Source organism: Klebsiella sp. SWET4 (assembly GCF_024296565.1).
In the GTDB taxonomy this organism is placed as follows: Bacteria; Pseudomonadota; Gammaproteobacteria; order Enterobacterales; family Enterobacteriaceae; genus Klebsiella; species Klebsiella variicola.
Genome location: NZ_JANCOB010000001.1, coordinates 1,180,430 through 1,199,574, shown reverse-complemented (window position 1 = coordinate 1,199,574; position 19,145 = coordinate 1,180,430). Strand labels below are relative to the sequence as shown.

The 19,145-nt window shown below is 50.0% G+C and carries 18 protein-coding genes and 2 pseudogenes; 11 read left to right on the top strand and 9 right to left on the bottom strand.

The genetic code is table 11. The features are described from left to right. The first annotated feature begins 6 nt into the window (after positions 1–6). On the top strand, positions 7–453 hold the full coding sequence (locus NKJ21_RS06230; RefSeq protein WP_162493314.1) for a cytochrome c-type biogenesis protein: 447 nt from the start codon (positions 7–9) through the stop codon (positions 451–453). Further along, on the top strand, positions 450–1,292 hold the full coding sequence (gene ccmI / locus NKJ21_RS06225; protein WP_039103754.1) for a c-type cytochrome biogenesis protein CcmI: 843 nt from the start codon (positions 450–452) through the stop codon (positions 1,290–1,292). Before NKJ21_RS06230 ends, ccmI begins: the two co-directional genes overlap by 4 nt. A 265-nt stretch (positions 1,293–1,557) precedes the next feature. Here the strand turns inward: ccmI and NKJ21_RS06220 are convergent, their stop codons facing one another. The 3 genes from NKJ21_RS06220 to NKJ21_RS06210 form a co-directional block, all read right to left on the bottom strand. Beyond that, positions 1,558–2,076: a GNAT family N-acetyltransferase gene (locus NKJ21_RS06220; RefSeq protein ID WP_254732773.1), complete on the bottom strand. Its 519-nt coding sequence runs from the start codon at positions 2,074–2,076 to the stop codon at positions 1,558–1,560. A 26-nt stretch (positions 2,077–2,102) separates the two neighbouring features. Continuing rightward, entirely contained in the window at positions 2,103–2,564 is a 462-nt protein-coding gene (locus NKJ21_RS06215; RefSeq protein ID WP_023322784.1) for a GNAT family N-acetyltransferase, read from the bottom strand. Positions 2,565–2,626: 62 nt separating this feature from the next. Continuing rightward, the gene (locus tag NKJ21_RS06210; RefSeq protein WP_004175741.1) at positions 2,627–3,229 is read right to left on the bottom strand and encodes a helix-turn-helix transcriptional regulator; all 603 of its coding nucleotides are present in this window, start codon (positions 3,227–3,229) and stop codon (positions 2,627–2,629) included. A 43-nt stretch (positions 3,230–3,272) separates the two neighbouring features. On the opposite strand from NKJ21_RS06210, the gene NKJ21_RS06205 reads away from it, so the two are divergent. From NKJ21_RS06205 to NKJ21_RS06185, 5 genes and pseudogenes are all read left to right on the top strand, one after another. After that, entirely contained in the window at positions 3,273–3,968 is a 696-nt protein-coding gene (locus NKJ21_RS06205) for a B3/4 domain-containing protein (protein WP_080782839.1), read from the top strand. A gap of 32 nt (positions 3,969–4,000) precedes the next feature. Next, a pseudogene (locus NKJ21_RS06200) lies at positions 4,001–4,471 on the top strand (dihydrodipicolinate synthase family protein); the annotation flags it as partial. Between the two features lie 220 nt (positions 4,472–4,691). Continuing rightward, a pseudogene (locus tag NKJ21_RS06195) lies at positions 4,692–4,928 on the top strand (TonB family protein); the annotation flags it as partial. 178 nt (positions 4,929–5,106) lie between these two features. After that, a complete protein-coding gene (locus tag NKJ21_RS06190) occupies positions 5,107–6,144 on the top strand; it encodes a S66 peptidase family protein (RefSeq protein ID WP_154045582.1) in 1,038 nt (345 codons plus the stop codon). 236 nt (positions 6,145–6,380) lie between these two features. Continuing rightward, a complete protein-coding gene (locus NKJ21_RS06185) occupies positions 6,381–7,316 on the top strand; it encodes an ATP-grasp fold amidoligase family protein (RefSeq protein ID WP_004148636.1) in 936 nt (311 codons plus the stop codon). Here NKJ21_RS06185 and ccrB read toward each other — a convergent pair. Both ccrB and NKJ21_RS06175 read right to left on the bottom strand, forming a co-directional pair. Then, positions 7,313–8,374, bottom strand: a complete 1,062-nt coding sequence (gene ccrB, locus NKJ21_RS06180; protein ID WP_021440280.1) for a HAMP domain-containing histidine kinase CrrB — start codon at positions 8,372–8,374, stop codon at positions 7,313–7,315. The two genes, NKJ21_RS06185 and ccrB, sit on opposite strands and share 4 nt — an antisense overlap. Beyond that, on the bottom strand, positions 8,371–9,075 hold the full coding sequence (locus NKJ21_RS06175) for a response regulator (RefSeq protein ID WP_004151175.1): 705 nt from the start codon (positions 9,073–9,075) through the stop codon (positions 8,371–8,373). Before NKJ21_RS06175 ends, ccrB begins: the two co-directional genes overlap by 4 nt. 282 nt (positions 9,076–9,357) lie before the next feature. Here NKJ21_RS06175 and NKJ21_RS06170 point away from each other — a divergent pair, with 282 nt between their 5' ends. The 4 genes from NKJ21_RS06170 to NKJ21_RS06155 all read left to right on the top strand — a co-directional run bounded on the left by NKJ21_RS06170 (position 9,358) and on the right by NKJ21_RS06155 (position 14,627). Then, positions 9,358–9,747, top strand: a complete 390-nt coding sequence (locus NKJ21_RS06170) for a hypothetical protein (protein WP_046620353.1) — start codon at positions 9,358–9,360, stop codon at positions 9,745–9,747. 229 nt (positions 9,748–9,976) lie between these two features. Beyond that, the gene (locus tag NKJ21_RS06165) at positions 9,977–10,861 is read left to right on the top strand and encodes an ABC transporter six-transmembrane domain-containing protein (protein ID WP_004151176.1); all 885 of its coding nucleotides are present in this window, start codon (positions 9,977–9,979) and stop codon (positions 10,859–10,861) included. Between the two features lie 37 nt (positions 10,862–10,898). Beyond that, positions 10,899–14,015 (top strand): multidrug efflux RND transporter permease subunit KexD, encoded by a 3,117-nt coding sequence (gene kexD, locus NKJ21_RS06160; RefSeq protein ID WP_254732771.1) that lies wholly within the window; start codon positions 10,899–10,901, stop codon positions 14,013–14,015. A gap of 75 nt (positions 14,016–14,090) precedes the next feature. Continuing rightward, complete coding sequence (locus NKJ21_RS06155) at positions 14,091–14,627, top strand: GNAT family N-acetyltransferase (RefSeq protein WP_023322777.1); 537 nt, start codon at positions 14,091–14,093, stop codon at positions 14,625–14,627. A gap of 128 nt (positions 14,628–14,755) precedes the next feature. On the opposite strand, the gene NKJ21_RS06150 is transcribed toward NKJ21_RS06155, so the two are convergent. The 4 genes from NKJ21_RS06150 to budA form a co-directional block, all read right to left on the bottom strand. Continuing rightward, on the bottom strand, positions 14,756–15,397 hold the full coding sequence (locus NKJ21_RS06150) for a hypothetical protein (RefSeq protein ID WP_023322776.1): 642 nt from the start codon (positions 15,395–15,397) through the stop codon (positions 14,756–14,758). Positions 15,398–15,789: 392 nt separating this feature from the next. Continuing rightward, positions 15,790–16,560: a (S)-acetoin forming diacetyl reductase gene (locus NKJ21_RS06145; RefSeq protein ID WP_008804546.1), complete on the bottom strand. Its 771-nt coding sequence runs from the start codon at positions 16,558–16,560 to the stop codon at positions 15,790–15,792. 23 nt (positions 16,561–16,583) lie between these two features. Next, positions 16,584–18,263: an acetolactate synthase AlsS gene (gene alsS / locus NKJ21_RS06140; protein WP_239270501.1), complete on the bottom strand. Its 1,680-nt coding sequence runs from the start codon at positions 18,261–18,263 to the stop codon at positions 16,584–16,586. A gap of 9 nt (positions 18,264–18,272) precedes the next feature. Continuing rightward, positions 18,273–19,052, bottom strand: a complete 780-nt coding sequence (budA, locus tag NKJ21_RS06135; RefSeq protein ID WP_008804548.1) for an acetolactate decarboxylase — start codon at positions 19,050–19,052, stop codon at positions 18,273–18,275. Positions 19,053–19,145 lie beyond the last annotated feature (93 nt).

Sequence of the window (19,145 nt, the reverse complement as noted above, 5' to 3'; positions counted from 1 at the left end):
TGTGCAATGGTCATCCTGCTGGCGCTGATGCTGACCGGCCAGGCGTGGGCCGCCATCGACACCTGGCAGTTTAAGGATGAGGCCCAGGAGCAGGCCTTCCGCGAGATCACCTCCCAGCTGCGCTGCCCGAAATGCCAGAACAACAGCATCGCCGACTCAAACGCGATGATTGCCGCTGATATGCGGCAGAAGGTGTACGAGCTGATGCAGCAGGGGAAAACGAAAGGGCAGATCGTTGACTATATGGTGGCCCGCTACGGCAATTTTGTTAGCTACGAGCCGCCGCTGACCGCGGGCACGGTGCTGCTGTGGCTGGGGCCGGGGCTGTTCGTGCTGGCGGGCGCGGGGGTGATTATCGCCCGCGCGCGTCGTCGCGACATTCCTGACGCGGCGCTCAGCGCCGAAGAGCGCCAGCGGCTGGCGGCATTATTGAAAGAAGGAAAAGAACGATGAGCCTGTTGGTGGTTATCGTCGCGCTGCTGCTGGCTGGCGCGCTGGGGCTGCTTTATTACCCGTGGCCGGGCAAAGGGGCGGTGGACCGCGATGCCCTCAACCGCGTCCTGTACCAGTCGCGTCTGCAGGAGCTGGCGCAGGAGCGCGGCGAGGACAACCCGGCGCTGGTCGTCGAGCTGCAGCGCACGCTGCTGACGGATATCCCCCCCCAGGCACAGCCTGGCGAACGCCCGCTAAGCCGCTGGGCGCTGCTTCCTGGCGCGCTGCTGCTGATAATCCTGAGTCTGGGCCTGTATCTGAAAACCAGCGATATTGGCCAGGTGCTGCTCTGGCAGCAGGCTGAACGGCATTATCCTGCGCTGTTGCAGCAGGTTAAGGACCCGACGGCGGCGCCGCTGCGTATGGATGAGCTGGCGGAGCTGCGGCTTGGCCTGCGCAGCCACCTGCAGACTACGCCGAACGACCTCGCCGGCTGGCAGCTGCTTGGGCGTCTTGGCCTGTTGTTGAACGATGGCGAGACGGCGATCGGCGCCTTTGGCCGGGCGCATGATCTGGCGGCGGATGACCCGGCGGCGGCTTTCGATTACGCCAGCGCACTGGTGCGGGCGGGGGATAGCGGTCAGGTTCGGATGGGCGAGCTGCTGCTGCGTGACCTGCATCAGCGGCAGCCGACCAGCCTGCCGGTGCTGGAGATGCTGGCCCTGAGCGCGGTGCGTAATGAAGATTACCCCGAAGCCGTGGCAGCCTTGCAGGCGTTACTGGCCCGGCTGCCGGAAGGGGATGCGCGGCGCGAGGCGATCGTCCGCCAGCTGGCGCAAGCGCAGCAGCAGGCGCAGTAACAGCCCGGCGGCGCTGCGCAGGCGCGGGCCAGGGGCATGCCACCAGAAGAGTACGGGCGGCCCTGTTTTTGTAGGCCGGGTCAGGCGCAGCCGCCACCCGGCAAAATAACGGCACAAGAGTGGCACAACCGCGTAGCCCGGATAAGGCGCCACGCGCCGCCATCCGGGATTTTCCGAGCCGGCGCTACGCTTAGCCGCTAGCGCGTGACGTCTCCTGGTGTCGATCACGCCTGCTGTGTGCCAGAGCGGACGTCGTAATGTTTGTTCAGCTAACACCCGTTGAGCGTTTCATAATGATATCTCTCTGGGGATCTGTCCCAACCTGGGAGATATGTTCACCCACCTCGGTAAACCCAAGCTTATGGTAAAAAGAGATTGCCCTTGGGTTATGTTCCCAGACACCTAACCAGACAATATCCGATCCCTGTGCCGCAAATTCAGCAAAGCACTTGTGTATCAGCGCTTGTGCAAAACCTTTGCCATGATAAGGTTCATCGATATACAGACACAGGATTTCCCCGGCGTGAATGCTATTTACACAGGGAGGAAATGCTTCCCACCTCAGTTGGGCATACCCTATCAGTTTGCTTTCGTATTCGCAGACTAATGTAATCCAGTCTTCTCTGAGGATTTCTTGCAACTGAATATCTGTTGAATAACTTGCCTGGCAGTGAAGCTCCATATCCTTCTGAGTATTACCCGCCTCAAACGTTTTTCTAAAGGTGCGTTCGGCTAAAATGGCAAGCTCTTCTGCATCAGAGGGACGGGCCCTACGGATTAACATTTATCATTACTCTCAAAAAAATAGTCTTACTTTTGCCCGGGTTTACGATAAATATCGGGTCGATTGATTTGCCAGACAAAATCTGGTTGGTTCAATGGGTTATACCCCAGCTTCTGGTATAGCCAGGGCGCGCTAGAGGTTACCAGCATTATCCGTCGCAGGCGTGACATCACGGGATGGGCGTGACAGCATTCAATCAGCCAACGACCAAGACCACTTTTCTGATACTCGTTCAGCACGTAGACGTCGCACAAATAACCAAAAGTGGCATAGTCGGTGACCAGACGGGCGAAGCCGATTTGTCTTGTTCCATCCAGAAGCGCAAAACAAAGGCTGTTCTGGATTGATATTCTGACCGTTTCAGCATCAATGCCAGGCGCCCAGGACGATTGCGAGAGGTAATCGTGAATGGCTTCCTGCTGAAAAAAGGCGGGATCGGTTGTGACAGTAAACTGGCCTTGGGTAAAACGCAGATGCTGATTATCCACTAAACGACTCCTTGCAAACTTGCTTTGATGAGACAAGCCCTACAGGCATACCGGGCAACCACTCAGGATGTTTTCTCATGTACTGTCATGATAAATACCAGCGGGCTCTCCCCCTGGTTTTCGTAGAAATGAGGAACGTCCGTTCTGGCCGTTGCCGAACAGCCGGTTTTTACCCGATACAAATGGTCCTTTACCCCCAATGTGAGCGTGCCCGACTGAACATAAAACAGTTCAAGCGTTCCTTCCGTGTGGCCCGGTGAAGCAAACTTTTCCCCCGGCTGCATTTCCCACATCCAGAGCTCGGTCATATCAGGCCCACCCGACCCTGCGAGCAGTCTTGCTCTCCCGCCTTTTTCACCTTCCCACAATTCTGGGATCTCATCTTCAGCAATGAGATGCACAGTCGGTTTGGAACTGACATCCACAAAATCAGCCACCGAAACCCCCATCGCGGTAGCCAGGCGGCATAACAGAGCAATGCTGGGATTGGCCCGGCATCCTTCTATCTCAACCAGCGCTCCCTTGCTGACGCCGGCTCGACGGGAGAGTTCATCGAGGGAGATTTTCTTTTGCTTACGATACTGTTTAATTCGCTGAGATACGGCTTCATTCACCGTGTTGACGATAGCATTTGCATCGGTCATTAAATTGACTTTTTTGGTCATCGGTCATTATCATGGAATAAATTAGTCATTAAAGGATTATCACGTGTTAACCGTCTCTCCGTCAATTGCCCCTGAAATTTATCGTATTGCCCCAGGTTTTCGGGCACTCAGTATCTGCGTAAAAGCTGCGCCAGTGCTTCATCCCGACGCTGGAGAAATCGCGCTGCGGGAAGCCTGTGAAGCCGTTCTGGCCGGCGAACCGGAATGGGCGGGATCTCATCTGGCAGCCTGGGCCGACGTTTTTCAAAAGTTTGGTGCTAAACCTAAACGCACCCCTTGCTCAGCTGATGCGTTACGTAAGCGCGTATTACGTGACGGAACGATGCCCGCGCTCGATCCCATCGTTGATCTTTATAACGCCGTGAGCCTCCGCTACGCCGTACCGGTTGGTGGGGAGAATATCTCTGCCTATCAGGGTTCACCACGTCTGGCTGTGGCAAACGGAACAGAGCCTTTTGATACCGTCAAAGAGGGTGAAACGGCCGTTGATTATCCTTCACAAGGAGAAGTTATCTGGTGTGATGATACCGGCGCGACCTGCCGCCGCTGGAACTGGCGACAGGGGATCAGAACCCGTCTGGGCGTGGACGCTCAGCAAATGTGGTTCATTCTGGAAAGCCTGCCGCAGATGCCGCTGGAGAAACTGCACGAAGCCGGGAAGATGCTGACCGACGGTCTGGAAAAAATGATGCCCGGCCTGTGGTTTGACGTTGCTCTCATCGAAGAACAACAGCAGTAATATCCTTCAGGAGAAACAGGTATGTTTAGCGGTTATCGGCGTTTCCATTAACCCCAATAACCGCCAGCGGCGTGGATGAAAAGGGGGTCAGCCATATGCTTTCCCGCCGTACAGATGCTCGGGTTGATTCTATGGGCATCCTGGGGTCAACCGCACGCTACGCCTATCTGACCCGGGAGCAGCGCAAGCGCGTAGCCACTCTGGCAAAACAGCATGCCGGGGACATCCCGGTTATGGTCTGTGTGGGATCGGTCCGTATCGACGCCATTCTGCATCTGGCTGATGATGCTCAGGCAGCTGGCGCGAATGTCCTGTTACTCCCGGCGGTCAGCTACCAGTCACTCCGTGACGACGAAGTCTTCTCACGCTTCGAGACCGTTACCCGGCACCTGTCTGTACCAGTGTGTATCTCTGAAAATCCGGGCACGACGCATTTTACCTTTACGGACGAACTCCATGGTCGTCTCTCATCACTTAAGGATGTTAGATCGGTCATGTTCCCTGACGAGCTGACAGCTGGCAAAAGGAATCATTGATACACTCGCTCAGCTCCCACTAGTCCTGATAGCGAAACGACCCCGGGAATGGATGTGGTACGAAGCGCCTGGTAAGGAGGTCAAAGGGATTGCCGCTGAAGACGCGGTATTCACTGATCATTTCATCTGGTAGCCTGTCACTCGCACCGTTGGTAACGTGAAGATTCATGGTTAATTTTGGAATTCGGACGATTACGGAAACCTCCTGCCGAATGCTCTGCGGATTCAGTATGATGTTGATTCAGATGGCAGAGTTCAGAATGTTAAGATACTGGAATCGACAACGACTCCGGAGTTTGAACATAAAATCATCGAGAAAATGATGAGTAAATGGCGCTTTGAAAAGGGGAAACCGGGAATAGCTAAAAGAGTAGTCGTCATGCTCCAACCCAAATCAGCCGGCGGTCCCGCGAATAAGCAGTAAGCACTTTTGAGGATTAGTCGCCTGACGCATCATCTACGCCGGTAAAGTCCCTTGGGTGCCATGAGCAGACCTTTTAAAGGCTCATAGAAAAAACAAGCGGACTGTTCGCCTGTTAATTTTACATCCTGACTTTATTTATGGATTATGGAATTCTATATGTTCTGAAAAGGATCTATCCATGAGTATCCTCTTTCCACCCAGGCTGGCTCCAGGAGATGTTATTGGTGTAACCGCTCCCTCTTCTGGCGTACCTGAACATCTGCATCCCAGACTGGAACTCGCCATAAAAAACCTAAAGAAAAGAGGTTACCAGGTCCGCGAAGGACGCTGCTTACGCTCGCAGCACAAAAATAAAAGCGCCACTAAATTTTCTCGCGTTGAAGAATTAATGTCTTATCTTACTGACCCAGATATAAAAGCTGTTATGCCACCTTGGGGCGGTGATCTGGCGATGGAATTGCTTGATTTGATTGATTTTGATCTGTTGTCCCGGTCTAAACCAAAATGGTTTGTGGGCTTTTCAGATCTTAGTACACTTCATTTCCCACTGACGACGATATCGGGCTGGGCTACTTTGCATGGGCCGAACCTCATGGATCTTGGCGCTCAAAAGTTAGATGCCACCACTCAGGCCGTATGGGAAATTCTGGAATCGAATCGGGGAACTGTAATCAAACAGTACTCTTCAACAGCATTTCAAGCGGATGAAAATCAATGGGGAACAGCGTCAGACGGAGGTTTCAATCTGACCCAAAAAACACAGTGGAAACGCCTTGATGGTGTTACATCTTCTCTGACATTTAGCGGGAAACTGATCGGCGGCTGCCTCGAAATAATATCCAGGTTAGCAGGTACACCATTCGGGAATGTGCCCTTGTTCAAGGCGAGCAATAGCCCTCAAGGAATAATCCTCTATTTTGAAAATGTGGAAATGGCTCCCTGTGAATTAACACGCGCATTATTTAGCTTACGATTACAGGGTTGGTTTGATAACTTAAATGGTGTTCTTATCGGCAGAAGTGCTGCACCCGACGTAAGCGACCCGACTAAACATAATTATCTGGATGCCCTTAAAGCCGCTTTTGAGAATATTGCCGTGCCCGTACTCTATGATGTTGATATTGGTCACATGCCTCCTCAAATATCCCTGGTAAATGGAGCCGATGCGACGGTATTTTTCGCTGAAAATGGTAGCTGGGTAACTCAGCAGTTGTAGATAAGGCATTATTAATAATAAAGGCGGGCCTTGCTGTTCTTTTGCACTGAAGATCCGCTCTTCGTTCAGAGCGGATCTTCAGTGCAGTTAACTTTTCCGATTCGTGCAAGGCGCGGACAATGGTCCGGATTAATTTCTGTTAATAAAGAAGCAAGTCGGTCCATATACTCTCCATAATTTGCAAAAAATAAATCAACAAACCTCTGTCAGAATTTCCTTTCTGAACCGGAGGCGTTATGAACAAAATAAACTATCAAATCAAATACATTGAATATTTGTTGAGAAAATGCAGAACAATTTTGACTAATGACATTTCATTTCATGCAGACAGGTTAAGAGAAATATCTGGCACATATCCGGATTTACTCAACCCTGTAACGCTTAATGAGAAAATTTGCCATCGCATTTTATTTATCCACAACCCATTTTATACATTGCTTGCTGATAAACTTCTGGTCAGGCAGTATGTTGAGAAACGGACTAATTTAATTAAGCTTATTCCTTTAGTAGGTGTTTATAACAGAGTTGATGATATTGATTTCGACAAACTTCCCTCAAAATTTGTTTTGAAATGCAATCATGATAGTGGTAGCGCGGTCATATGCACGGATAAAACGAATATTGATCCCGCTAAGGTTAAAAGCAAATTAAAACTATCTCTTAAAAAGAATATGTATTATACGACCCGAGAATGGCAGTATAAAAACATACCACCCGTGATCCTATGCGAAATGTATCTGGATCTATTTTCCAGTAAACACCGAAATATAACTCCGGAAATGATAAGAATACATTGCTTTCACGGTGTGGCATGTTTTATCGAGGCCGACTTTACTGACAGCGATGGAAACGAATTCATTAACGTTTATGACAGAGCGTGGAATTTACAACCCTTTCAGATGGAGTACCCAAACACGCCATTGCCGGTTGATGAGCCCGAATCATTTCATAAATCCGTTATTGCCGCCCAGGACTTAGCAAAAGAAATAGACTACTGCCGCGTCGATCTTATGCTAAAAGGAGATGACATCTATTTCAGCGAAATAACATTAAGCCCCAAAAGAGGAAAACTTAAAATCACCCCATCAATTTGGGACGCAAAACTCGGCAGTATGTGGGATCTGTCTCTTGCTAAAACAGGTTCGATCGAGCCTGTGTATTCATGCCCTTAAACAGGCCATGAGAGTTTGAAAAGTGAGCCATTTTCTGGTGTTAAACTATAGCTAACGTCTCCGCCGTGGGCGCACATAATGGCTTTAACTACCGACAACCCTAAACCACAACCCTCTGGATTAATATTTTTGGCGTATTCTCCTCGCTGAAAAGGCTGGAATAAGGACTTCTGGAGTTCTTCAGGAATTCCAGGTCCTTTGTCCTGAACGATAATAAAATTATCGTTTCCTGCAATACCATTCTTTATTAACAGCGTTTGTGATGTGGAATATTTTAAGGCATTGTCAAAAAGAACGGTGAGGCACTGAATAATGCGTAAGGGATCGCAAACGCAATACTGATGGTTAATCTCAGTGACAATTTTGAAATGCTTTTTATCAAAGTCCGGCCAAAAGGTATCAAGCGCATTTGAAATCGTGGCCTTGAGATCGACTTCACTCAGCATCAAGGAGTACCCAGCGCCTCCTGACGAACTCACGACGCGGAGATCCTCAATTAAGTTGGTCAGACCTTCAGTTTGTTTAAGAAGGTTCCTGAATAACGACGGTTCTGGTTCGAACACGCCGTCAACCAGTCCCTGAAGCCTCCCACGTAAGATAGTCACCGGCGTCCGGAGTTCATGAGCAATTGCAGCATTCCATAAATTTCGCTGCGCATCCAGCGTCTGTAACTTTTCAGCCATCTCATTAAAGTCATTGACGAGCCTATTCATCTCTCCCAACTTAGAACTGCTGTTAAATGCTCTGGCACTAAGGTTTCCCTGAGAGATTTGTTTCAGGCTGTATGCGACGTCATTGAGTGGGTTGAATATTCTTGCAGACAGCTTTACGGTAAAGAAAAGTGCAACGACCAGACTGGTAACGGACGCCATCAGAATCCACATCCAGTCAAGGAATGTCATAGCATCTTCACTGCCTTCGTTCATTCCACCCGGCAGGTAATAAATCAGGAAACTATAAAATAAGTAGGAACCGAGTATTGCAATGGCAATAATAACAAACGTTAACAACAACATATATGTCAAAATCTGACGGCTCAGAATCGTTTCTTTGTTCATTTTTTGTCACCCAACCGGTAGCCTAATCCTCGGATGCTTTCCGGAATGCCCTTCAATCCGGCATGTTCAAGTTTTTTCCGAAGTTTACTCATATGACTGTCTACAGTACGATCCAGCGAGTCTCCCTCAGGTAAACACGCATCGAGTAACTCTTCACGTGAACAGACTTTTCTCGGGTTTCTCGCCAGATAGGTTAAAAGCTTAAACTCAGTGGTGGTTAATACTGGCGTGGAAACCTCACCTTGTGCAGTGATTTCAACGTAAAACTCATCAGGATAAATCGTTAAAAAAGGCGTTCTTAAAGGCCGTGAATGTGTAGACTCTGCAACCGGTCTGGTTCTGCGAAGCACAGCTTCAACCCGGGCAATAACCTCAGATGGATTAAAGGGTTTTATCACATAATCGTCAGCCCCGAGTCGTAGCCCCATCAGTTTATCTACGTCTTGATCCAGTGCTGTCACCATGATGACCGGTACATTCGTTTCCTTTCTTAACGTGGTGAGAACATTCCAGCCATCGTACACGGGCAGGTGGATGTCCAATAGCAGTAGATCAGGCTTGTTCAGACGGGTAAGATTGATTGCCTGCTCACCGTCTTCGGCTCTTAAGGTTTTCATACCTGCCTTACGTAAATAGCCTGTCAGTATGGCAGCGATGTCATCATCGTCTTCTGCGACGATAATCAGATTGTTGTTGTTCATATTTTCTTCCACAGTGCTGATGACAACATGCATTTTACCCTGAAAGCACTTTTATCGTCATGCTTAAAGTTCTTTAACTCAATTACAAACATTAATTTTCAATTTAATGTCTTTTGACAGGTTTTTTTTGGAAAAGTTCATCGGGAAATTATCCTTAAATTTTACCAGCCATGCTCTCCATATTCACTACACATTTTATAAATAATTAATCAACATCGCTAAGTGATAATCTACAACCAGGTTAAGTGTTTCATGCAATATGTACTTTGTCTTAGGAGTTTTATGGTGTTGACTAAATGTTTTTTCCGGCGCGAGAATTTGATGGCCTCACTTTTATTTTGCATCGTTTCATATGGGTTGTTATCTACTTGGCTTTACCTTGTGCATTCAATTAATGAAAAAGTAGAATCCACATTACCCTCATCATTACTGATTCGTGTTTTGATAATCATTACAGCATTATCATTTATTATTCAGAAAAAACCTGGAGTTTTTAAAAATTTCATCGTAATAACATTCGGTCTGATTTTACTGTTTATACACACCATCATTGTATTGCATCTGCTTTTGAATACTTTTCCAGATATCTATGATTTTGTTTTTTATTATGAATTTTTTTTAATGGTTTTCTTTTGCGGACTACCTTTATGTTTATGTATAAGAATGGTTTGATATTATGCAATGTCAACATGATACATAACCTCAGGAGTGAGTACACATATCCTCCATAAAACATCCATTCACGATTGACATCATCACGTTACACTTAGCACATGGATTTATGACTGCTCTTTTCTGCTGTCTCGTTTCACTTAGCTGACATAATAAACCAACTGCAGAACCCTTTACACACAGATGTTTAATATAATTTATCATGATTTATAAAGGCAACGACAAACCTATGGCCCCCGGGGTTGCTATCTCACTTAAGAGACTTGCCTGGCGGCACAGAAAGAAATTGTGTATTACTTTCATGCTGGTTATTGCTGAAAACGTTGCATTCCTGCTCTACCCCGTTCTGGCAGGCATGGCGATAAATGCCATCCTGGGCGGACAGACGTCACATGCGGCCCTTTATGGCCTGATGGTTCTGTTCATGTGGTGCATGGGAGCCGCCAGACGTAGTGTCGATACGCGAACGTTTGCACGTATCTACGCAAGTCTTGCTGTGACTGTAGTATTATCCCAGCGAAAATATTCACTTAATCACTCGACTATTGCTGCGAGAGTCACTCTATCACGTGAATTTGTAGATTTCTTCGAGTTGCACCTGCCCGTATTGATCACCTCGATCATTTCCCTTTTCGGCGCAGCAATTATGCTGTTATGGATTGAATTCTGGACAGGTATAGCCTGTTTGATCATCGTGGCAATACTGATGTGTTTTGTCTCAAGCTATGCCAGCAAAAATGAGACATTCTACAGACGGCTGAATAATCGCCTTGAGAAAGAGGTCGATTATGTTAATAAGGCGTCTTTTGGTGCTCTTAAGCGACATTATGACACACTTGCCCGTCTGCGCGTGGTGTTATCCGACAGAGAGGCATGGGGATATTTATCAATAGGCCTTCTGGTTTCTGCTCTCTTTTCCATGACCATTATCAGGATGAGCATGGAATCCGGAATTAATGCCGGACATATTTATTCCGTCATGACCTATATGTGGATGTTTGCAACAAGCCTGGATGACGCACCACAACTTCTTGAGAAATTTTCCCAGCTCAGGGATATCGGTAAACGGGTTTCGACTGACGATGAGACCTCTTTATCAGGAAAACCATGCTGAACTTTTACCCTTTGTATGTTGACTGGAAGTACACCTGATGCAGCACTTTTTCATTGAGCGCCCCATCTTCGCATGGGTTATTGCCCTGTTTATTGTTCTGACGGGACTGTTGTCCATACCTCGTTTACCGGTTGCGCAATACCCTGAAGTTGCGCCACCCGGTATTATCATTTCAGTGAGTTACCCTGGAGCCAGCCCGGAAGTGATGAACACATCCGTCGTGTCTCTGATCGAGCGTGAAATTGCGAGTGTTGACAATTTACTCTATTTTGAATCTTCCAGTGACACGACAGGGATGGCGTCAATTACGGTAACTTTCAAACCCGGCACCGACATCAAACTCGCCCAGATGGATCTGCAAAACCAAATTAAAATTGTAGAATCCCGCCTGCCGCAGTCGGTAAGACAGAATGGGATAAATGTTGAGGCAGCTAATTCCGGTTTTTTAATGATGGTGGGGTTAAAATCGCCAAGCGGAGCCTATCAGGAAGCTGACTTAAGCGATTATTTTGCAAGGAATGTTACTGATGAACTCCGTCGCGTACCTGGTGTAGGTAAAGTCCAGCTTTTTGGCGGAGAAAAGGCACTCCGCATATGGCTGGACCCGATGAAATTACACAGCTATGGACTCTCTGTTACGGATGTATTAAGCGCCATCAGTCAACAAAACGTGATTGTTTCACCGGGCAGAACAGGAGATGAACCCGCGACGAGCAGTCAAGAGGTGACCTATCCAATAACGGTAAAAGGGCAGCTCTCTTCGGTTGAAGAATTTCGCAATATCACGATTAAATCACAGGTCTCAGCCGCCCGGGTGACACTGGCAGATGTTGCCCGCGTGGAATCCGGGTTGCAAAGTTACGCATTTGGCATCCGTGAAAATGGCGTGCCTGCAACGGCAGCCGCCATTCAGTTGTCTCCTGGTGCAAATGCGATTAGTACTGCGTCGGGTATCCGCGCGCGGTTAGCAGAACTGTCCGGTGTGCTTCCCGAGGGAATGACATTCACCGTGCCTTTCGATACGGCTCCATTTGTAAAGCTATCGATATTGAAGGTGGTTGAGACATTTGTTGAAGCCATGGTTCTGGTCTTTTTCGTGATGCTGCTTTTCCTTCACAAGATACGCTGTACGCTTATTCCTGCGATTGTGGCACCCGTGGCGCTGCTCGGCACATTTACCGTAATGCTATTAAGTGGTTATTCCATCAATATTTTAACCATGTTTGGAATGATACTGGCCATCGGGATTATTGTTGACGATGCTATTGTTGTGGTGGAGAACGTCGAACGACTGATGGAAGACAAAAAAATGTCTCCACAGGATGCAACGCGAGAAGCGATGCGTGAAATTACGCCGGCAATCATTGGTATTACGCTGGTGCTCACTGCGGTGTTTATACCAATGGCCTTTGCCAGCGGTTCTGTGGGTATTATTTATCGACAGTTCAGCATTTCGATGGCGATATCCATTTTACTGTCGGCATTCCTGGCGCTGACGTTAACGCCTGCGCTTTGTGCAACCCTGCTCAAACCACATGGTATTCATCAGGGTAAAAGCAGCGTATTTTCAGCGTGGTTTAACGCTCACTTTCATCGCCTGACTTCGTTTTACGCCACTGGTCTGGGATTTGTACTGAAGCGTACTGGCCGTATGATGATGATCTACGCTGCATTATGTTTGGCATTGTTTGCCGGGCTGTCCACCTTACCATCATCATTTATACCCGATGAAGATCAGGGTTATTTTATGTCCTCAATCCAGCTTCCTTCTGATGCCACGATGCAGCGGACGCTTAAGGTCGTCGATACATTTGAAGAGGAGATCGCCCATCGGCAGGCGGTAGAAAGTAACATTATGATTCTGGGATTTGGTTTTTCAGGGTCAGGCCAAAATTCGGCCATGGCATTCACCACCCTCAAGGACTGGAAACAACGCAAAGGAACCACGGCACAGGAAGAAGCTGACCATATTCAGTCCCAAATGGCAAACGTGCCGGACGCCGTAACAATGAGTCTGCTGCCTCCGGCTATTTCTGATATGGGAACCTCATCCGGGTTCACTTATTATTTACAGGACAGAGGGGGGAAAGGCTATCAGGCACTCAAAAAGGCGGCCGATGAGCTTATTGTACAGGCAAATCATAATCCTCACCTTACCGATGTCTATATTGATGGACTTGGTGAGGGAACAAGCCTTTCCCTGCATGTCGACAGGGAAAAAGCGGAAGCCATGGGGGTTTCGTTTGATGAAATAAATCAAACCATCTCGGTTGCAGCAGGTTCCAATTATGTTAATGACTATACCAATAATGGTCGAGTTCAGCAGGTTATCGTCCAGGCGGATGCGCCATACCGGATGCAGCCTGAACAACTTTTGGCTTTGTCTGTCAAAAACCGTCTGGGGCAGATGCTTCCATTATCCACTTTTGTGACGCTTTCGTGGAATGTAGCACCGCAGCAACTGATACGCTATCAGGGATATCCTGCCATACGCATAACCGGGAGTTCCGCACAGGGAAAATCGTCAGGTACCGCAATGGCGGCAATGGACAATCTGGCTAAGCACTTACCACCGGGGTTCGCCGGTGAGTGGGCGGGAAGTTCGTTACAGGAAAAAGAGTCTGCATCACAGCTTCCGGGTCTTATTGTGCTCTCGGTACTGGTGGTATTCATGGTGCTGGCTGCTCTTTACGAAAGCTGGTCCATTCCCTTCGCGGTCATGCTCGTTGTTCCTCTGGGGCTGCTCGGCGCTGTGCTGGCCGTATCCGTTACAAATATGACGAATGACGTCTTTTTCAAAGTGGGTCTGATAACCCTGATTGGACTTTCCGCCAAGAATGCGATTCTGATTATCGAGTTCGCGAGACAATTGATGAAAGAAGGAAAGAGCCTTATTGACGCGACATTGACGGCTGCAAAGCTACGCTTACGGCCAATTCTGATGACTTCTCTGGCTTTCACATTAGGTGTTGTTCCGCTGATGCTTGCCAGTGGAGCCAGCGCCAGCACGCAGCATGCGATTGGTACCGGTGTATTCGGCGGGATGATTAGCGGAACGCTACTGGCCATTTTATTTGTTCCGGTATTTTTCGTGACGATCACACGATTTACAGGCATGCGAAAATACAGACTGGGGAATAGCCGAAACGGCTAATCTCTGCCCTGTGTTCCGGCCAGTTTAAAGCAGACTTCTTGCTGAACTGGCTGGCATTACATTATCAAGGACATTATGACCATCATTACCACTCAAAGATTAATCATTCGCCATTTTAAGGAAGAGGATGCGGCAGCTCTTTTCGATTACCTCTCTTCACCACGTACTCCTTGCTTTAAGGATGAAAAGTTACATTCACTCGCTGAGGCAGAGGTCGACGTGGCTAAACGAGCCTCTGACCCAACACAGTTTGCCGTTTGTCTAAATGAAACCGATACGTTAATCGGACATCTTTTTGCGGACAATAGCAACGAGCCAGACAGCAATACCTGGTCAGTAGGCTGGCATTTTAATCAACGTTACGAACATCAGGGATATGCAAGCGAGTCAGTTGCTGCACTGTTTGATTATTTATTTAAAGTAAAAGGCGCCAGACGTTTGTATGCCTGGGTGGAAGATTATAATTACTCCTCTCAAAAACTATGCGAACGACTACTTATGCGACGTGAAGGATGTTTTAAAGAATTTGTCTCCTTTGAAAACGAGGAGGGTAAAGAAAGGTATGACGACACATACATCTATGCGTTACTGCATAAAGAATGGACGAAGTAGAGGATGAAGAAAAATGTCCGCTCCTCGCTCATGGCGGACCTTTGGCTCAGTTAACAGTTCGCGCCGTGCCAGAAGCGGATCTCGCTTACTGCCAGGTATCAGTATTTACGGGAAGCAGATCAGCCAGGCTAGGGATATCTATTATTGAGTATTGAACTGAAATCGTATGTCTTGGATTTAAAATCGTTTGCGGGTGGGATATAGGCATTGAGCTTTTTACTGATGCTTGATACTCTCAGAGCACAAGCAGCGACCCAACACCATACTATAAAAGCCACAATAACGACGTATAGAGATTTCAAAATCTCTATACCATCACTCTGTGAAGAACCTCTGTATATCTCAGCACCGATATATAATAGCAACGATATTAACACAAAAGGTATTATCCACTTATGGAATTTATGAGGGTATATATTCCCGTTAGTAATTGTGTACATGCCCTGATAACGCAAGACTGCCTTCAAGGACGGAATTAATGACTGTGCATAATCGGAACTCAAGCATATGATTTTATAAGATAAATGCCAATCTCTATGCAGTCCGAACGACTGTAGGCGGAACTGCTGTTCCGCCTTTGCTAACGGATCGGAGATGGGTACAGAAGAGGTTCTAAGCCATTCGACTGCTTTTATCTGCTCGGAGGGTGAGCGTGAAAAAAAGTCTCTGCGATGAAACTGAATATACTTTTTTGTAATCGCTCCAATGATAGTAAGAATGACTGCGGAAACCACTTGGTTACTAAATAGGTCCTTTATTACCGATATCATAGCTTTTCTCCTGCTTATCTAATTTCTAAAAGAGATAATATTTTATTTTTTAAAAGCTAAAAAATTTGGTTCCTCAATTTTATAGCAACTACAGTTCCTTTCAAAAGATCTCAGTCTAAAGAATACTACTTTCTCCGGCAGCAACTCCATTACCTGTGGTTTAACACGTAGCATAAAGTCATCAATGGAGCTATCCCGTTCCCGAACTTCCGCTCCTCGCTCAAATCAGACCTTCATCCCAGTCAGATTGCCCACGTCGTGCCAGAAGCGCAAGTAGGAACGCCAGAAGCCCTCAAATATTGATGCTTCGTTTCCCCGGGATGCTTACACTTACAAACCAAAAAAGCCCCTGCGCGAAAGCAGGGGCAAGCCATGTCAGAGCTTATTTTTTATTAGTTAAATACCATCCCGCCGTCGATCAGCAACGACTGACCGGTCATGTAATCAGAATCCGGGCTGGCAAGATAGGAGACGCAGGCGGCGACATCTTCCGGCTCGGACAGACGACCGAGAGTGATGCGTTTGGCGAACTCGGCGGTACCGTAGCCCAGCGGTTTACCGGCGGCTTCGGACACCTGGCGGTCAATTTCGGCCCACATTGGCGTTTTGACAATCCCCGGGCAGTAGCCGTTGACCGTGATGCCCAGCGGCGCGAGGTCGCGAGCGGCGGTCTGGGTTAAGCCGCGAACCGCGAATTTACTGGAGCTATACACCGCCAGTTCCGGGTTGCCGACGTGGCCGGCCTGGGAACAGGCGTTGATGATTTTCCCGCCGTGCCCCTCTTTCTTAAAGGCCTCGACCGCCGCCTGAATACCCCAGATCACCCCTTTGACGTTGATGTTGTAGACTTTGTCGACAATCTCCGGGGTAATGGACTCGATCGGCGTAGACGGTGCCACACCGGCGTTATTGACGATGACGTCGAAGCCGCCCAGCGTTTTGCGCGCCTGTTCAACGGCGGCAAATACCTGATCGCGGTCGGAGACATCCACTTTCACCGCCACGGCGTGTCCGCCGGCCTGGTTGATTTCCGAGGCGACCGCTTTGGCGGTGGCGTCGTTATAATCGGCAATGGCCACGGCAAATCCATCCTTCACCAGACGAAGGGCGATAGCTTTACCAATCCCCTGGCCGGCGCCGGTAACAAGTGCGACTTTTTTCATTTTCCTTTCCTTATTGTGATGACTTACAGAATCTGACTCAGATGCAGCTGACCCATCAGCAGCGGGTTATCGCGATAATCCACCGGGATGGCCACCACCGCCGGGCCGTCGACGTCCATCGCCGCGCGCAGCGTCGGCTCCAGCGCCTCGGCGCTTTCCACGGCGAACCCTTTGGCGCCGAAGGATTCGGCATAGGCTTTAAAATCCATCGGCCCGAACTCGACGCCGGACAGGCGCTGATATTTTTTCTCTTCCTGAATAGCCACCATGTTGTAGCCGTTATCGACCCAGATGAGATGCAGCACGTTGGCTTTCAGGCGGACGGCGGTCTCCAGCTCCATGCTCGACTGCAGGAAGCCGCCGTCGCCGGAGACGGAGACCACTTTGCGCTCAGGATTGACCAGCCAGGCGCCGATGGCCCAGGGCAGGGCGACGCCCATGGTCTGCTGGCCGTTGGAGATCATCACCTGGCGGGCGCGGAAGCTGTACAGGTAGCGGGCGATCCAGATATGGAAGCTGCCCATGTCCACGGTCAGCGTGACGTCGCTGTTGACGATATCCTGCATGGCGCGAACGATGCGCAGCGGATGCAGGGCAAACTGATTCAGCTGCGCGCCGCGGCGGTCCAGCAGCTCGCGCTGGTGCTGGCGGTCGCGGAGGATCTCCGCCGCCTGCGGGGAGAGCACCAGCCGGTGATCGATATTTTGCGCCAGCTTGTTGAGGGTGCCGGCGATATCGCCCACCAGCTCGACATCCGGGGTGTAGTTGCGCTCTTCATAAGCGGGCAGCACGTCGATATGCACCAGCGTCGCGTTGCCGCTGTTCCACATCGCCGGTTCATATTCCACCGGGCTGTAGCCGATGCAGATCACCAGGTCGGCGAGCTGCAGCAGACGGTCCCCGGCCTGGTTGTTAAACAGCCCGACCCGACCGGCGAAGCGAGAGAAGTTATCCTGATTCACCGCCCCGGCGGCCTGATAGGTGCTGGTGACCGGAATATGGCTGGCCTCCAGTAAATGGCGCAGCGCCGCGCTGTTTTCCGGCTGGCTGGCCATCAGGCCGAGCAGGAAGATCGGGTTCTTCGCCTGAGCGATAAGCTTCGCCACCTGGTCGATGGCGTCATCCGGCGCGGCGCCCATCTGCGGAGCCCGGCTGGCCGGCAGTACTTTACTGCTGACCGGGCCATCGACCACATCCTGCGGCAGGCTGACGAACGCGCTGCCCGGGCGGCCCTGCTCGGCGGCACGGAAGGCGTTGGAGACCACTTCCGCCAGCGCATCCGGCGCCGTCACCTCGACGGCGTATTTGGTGACCGGGCTGAACATCGCCACCGTATCCATACTCTGATGGACCTGCTTCGCCTTATCGGCGCGTTTCACCGCGCCGCCCAGGGCCACCACCGGGTCGCCTTCGCTGTTCGCGGTGGCCATGCCGGTGATCAGGTTGGAACAACCCGGACCGGAGGTGACCAGCGCCACGCCCGCTTTGCCGGTAATGCGTCCGACCGCGGCGGCCATAAACGCGGCGTTGGCTTCGTGACGTACCGGAATAATGCGAATCGAGGAGTCCAGCAGTGAGTCGAACACCTTGTCGATTTTGGCGCCGGGGATACCGAAGATCTGACGTACGCCTTGCGCTTCCAGCTGGCTGACGACGAGATCGGCGCCGTGCGCCCACTGGCGTACCGGATACTGTTTGTCCATGTGAACCCCTTAACTTTCTACGGAACGGATGGCGGCATCGAGATTATCGGGATGCAGATTGGCCTGCAGGAACGCGCTGTCGGCGGGCAGGTCGATCATCAGCTTGTGAATTTCGCCGAAGGTCAGCACCCCGTGATCGAGCTGGTAATCCAGCAGGTGACCGCCGCCTTTGCGGTCATCGGTAATAAAGTGCTCGTGATACCCGGCGACATTGATCCCCTGCATATGCTGCGGGGTACGGAAGCCGACCAGCACCCCTTCGCGCTGGTTAAAGCGGAACACCGGCTGATCGTCGAGGACGTCGGTCATCGCCCGGTACGGCGGCGTCTGGCGCGGCACGGTGCGGGTATGGGCATGGCGGAAATGGCCGTCGATGCGCAGGGCGCAGAACAGGTTGTCAGAGGGAATTTGCTGGTCAATAACGTCGTGCAGTTGCTGGCGGCTCACCGGATGGTCGAAAGTTTTCCGGTACTGCGGCTGGAACCAGGTCATCACCGCGAACGGCGTTTTCTGCTCCGGCTGGGCTTTGCGCGCGCTGCCGTCGGCGCGCAGCTGATAGACCTGACTGCTGAAGGCGATCAGCTCCCCGTCCAGCTCATTAAAGGTGCCGAGGCCGAAATCGCCGTGTTTCAGCAGGTCCGCGATGGTGGTGCTGCCTTCGTAAACCCCGCTCAGCAGGGCGCTCATTAGCGATGTCTGATAGAGCACGCTCTCGGGATGCTGCGCGGAAAACGCCCGTAGGGTTTCGCACAGACTCTCTTCGCAGGTGCATTCAGCAGAGTGATTCATATACCACTTCCTCGTTCAACAAATATAAGAAAGGTTAAATAAATGTTGACCCGATTCAGCTCACAGTTCCAATATAGAAACCATGCTGGTTTG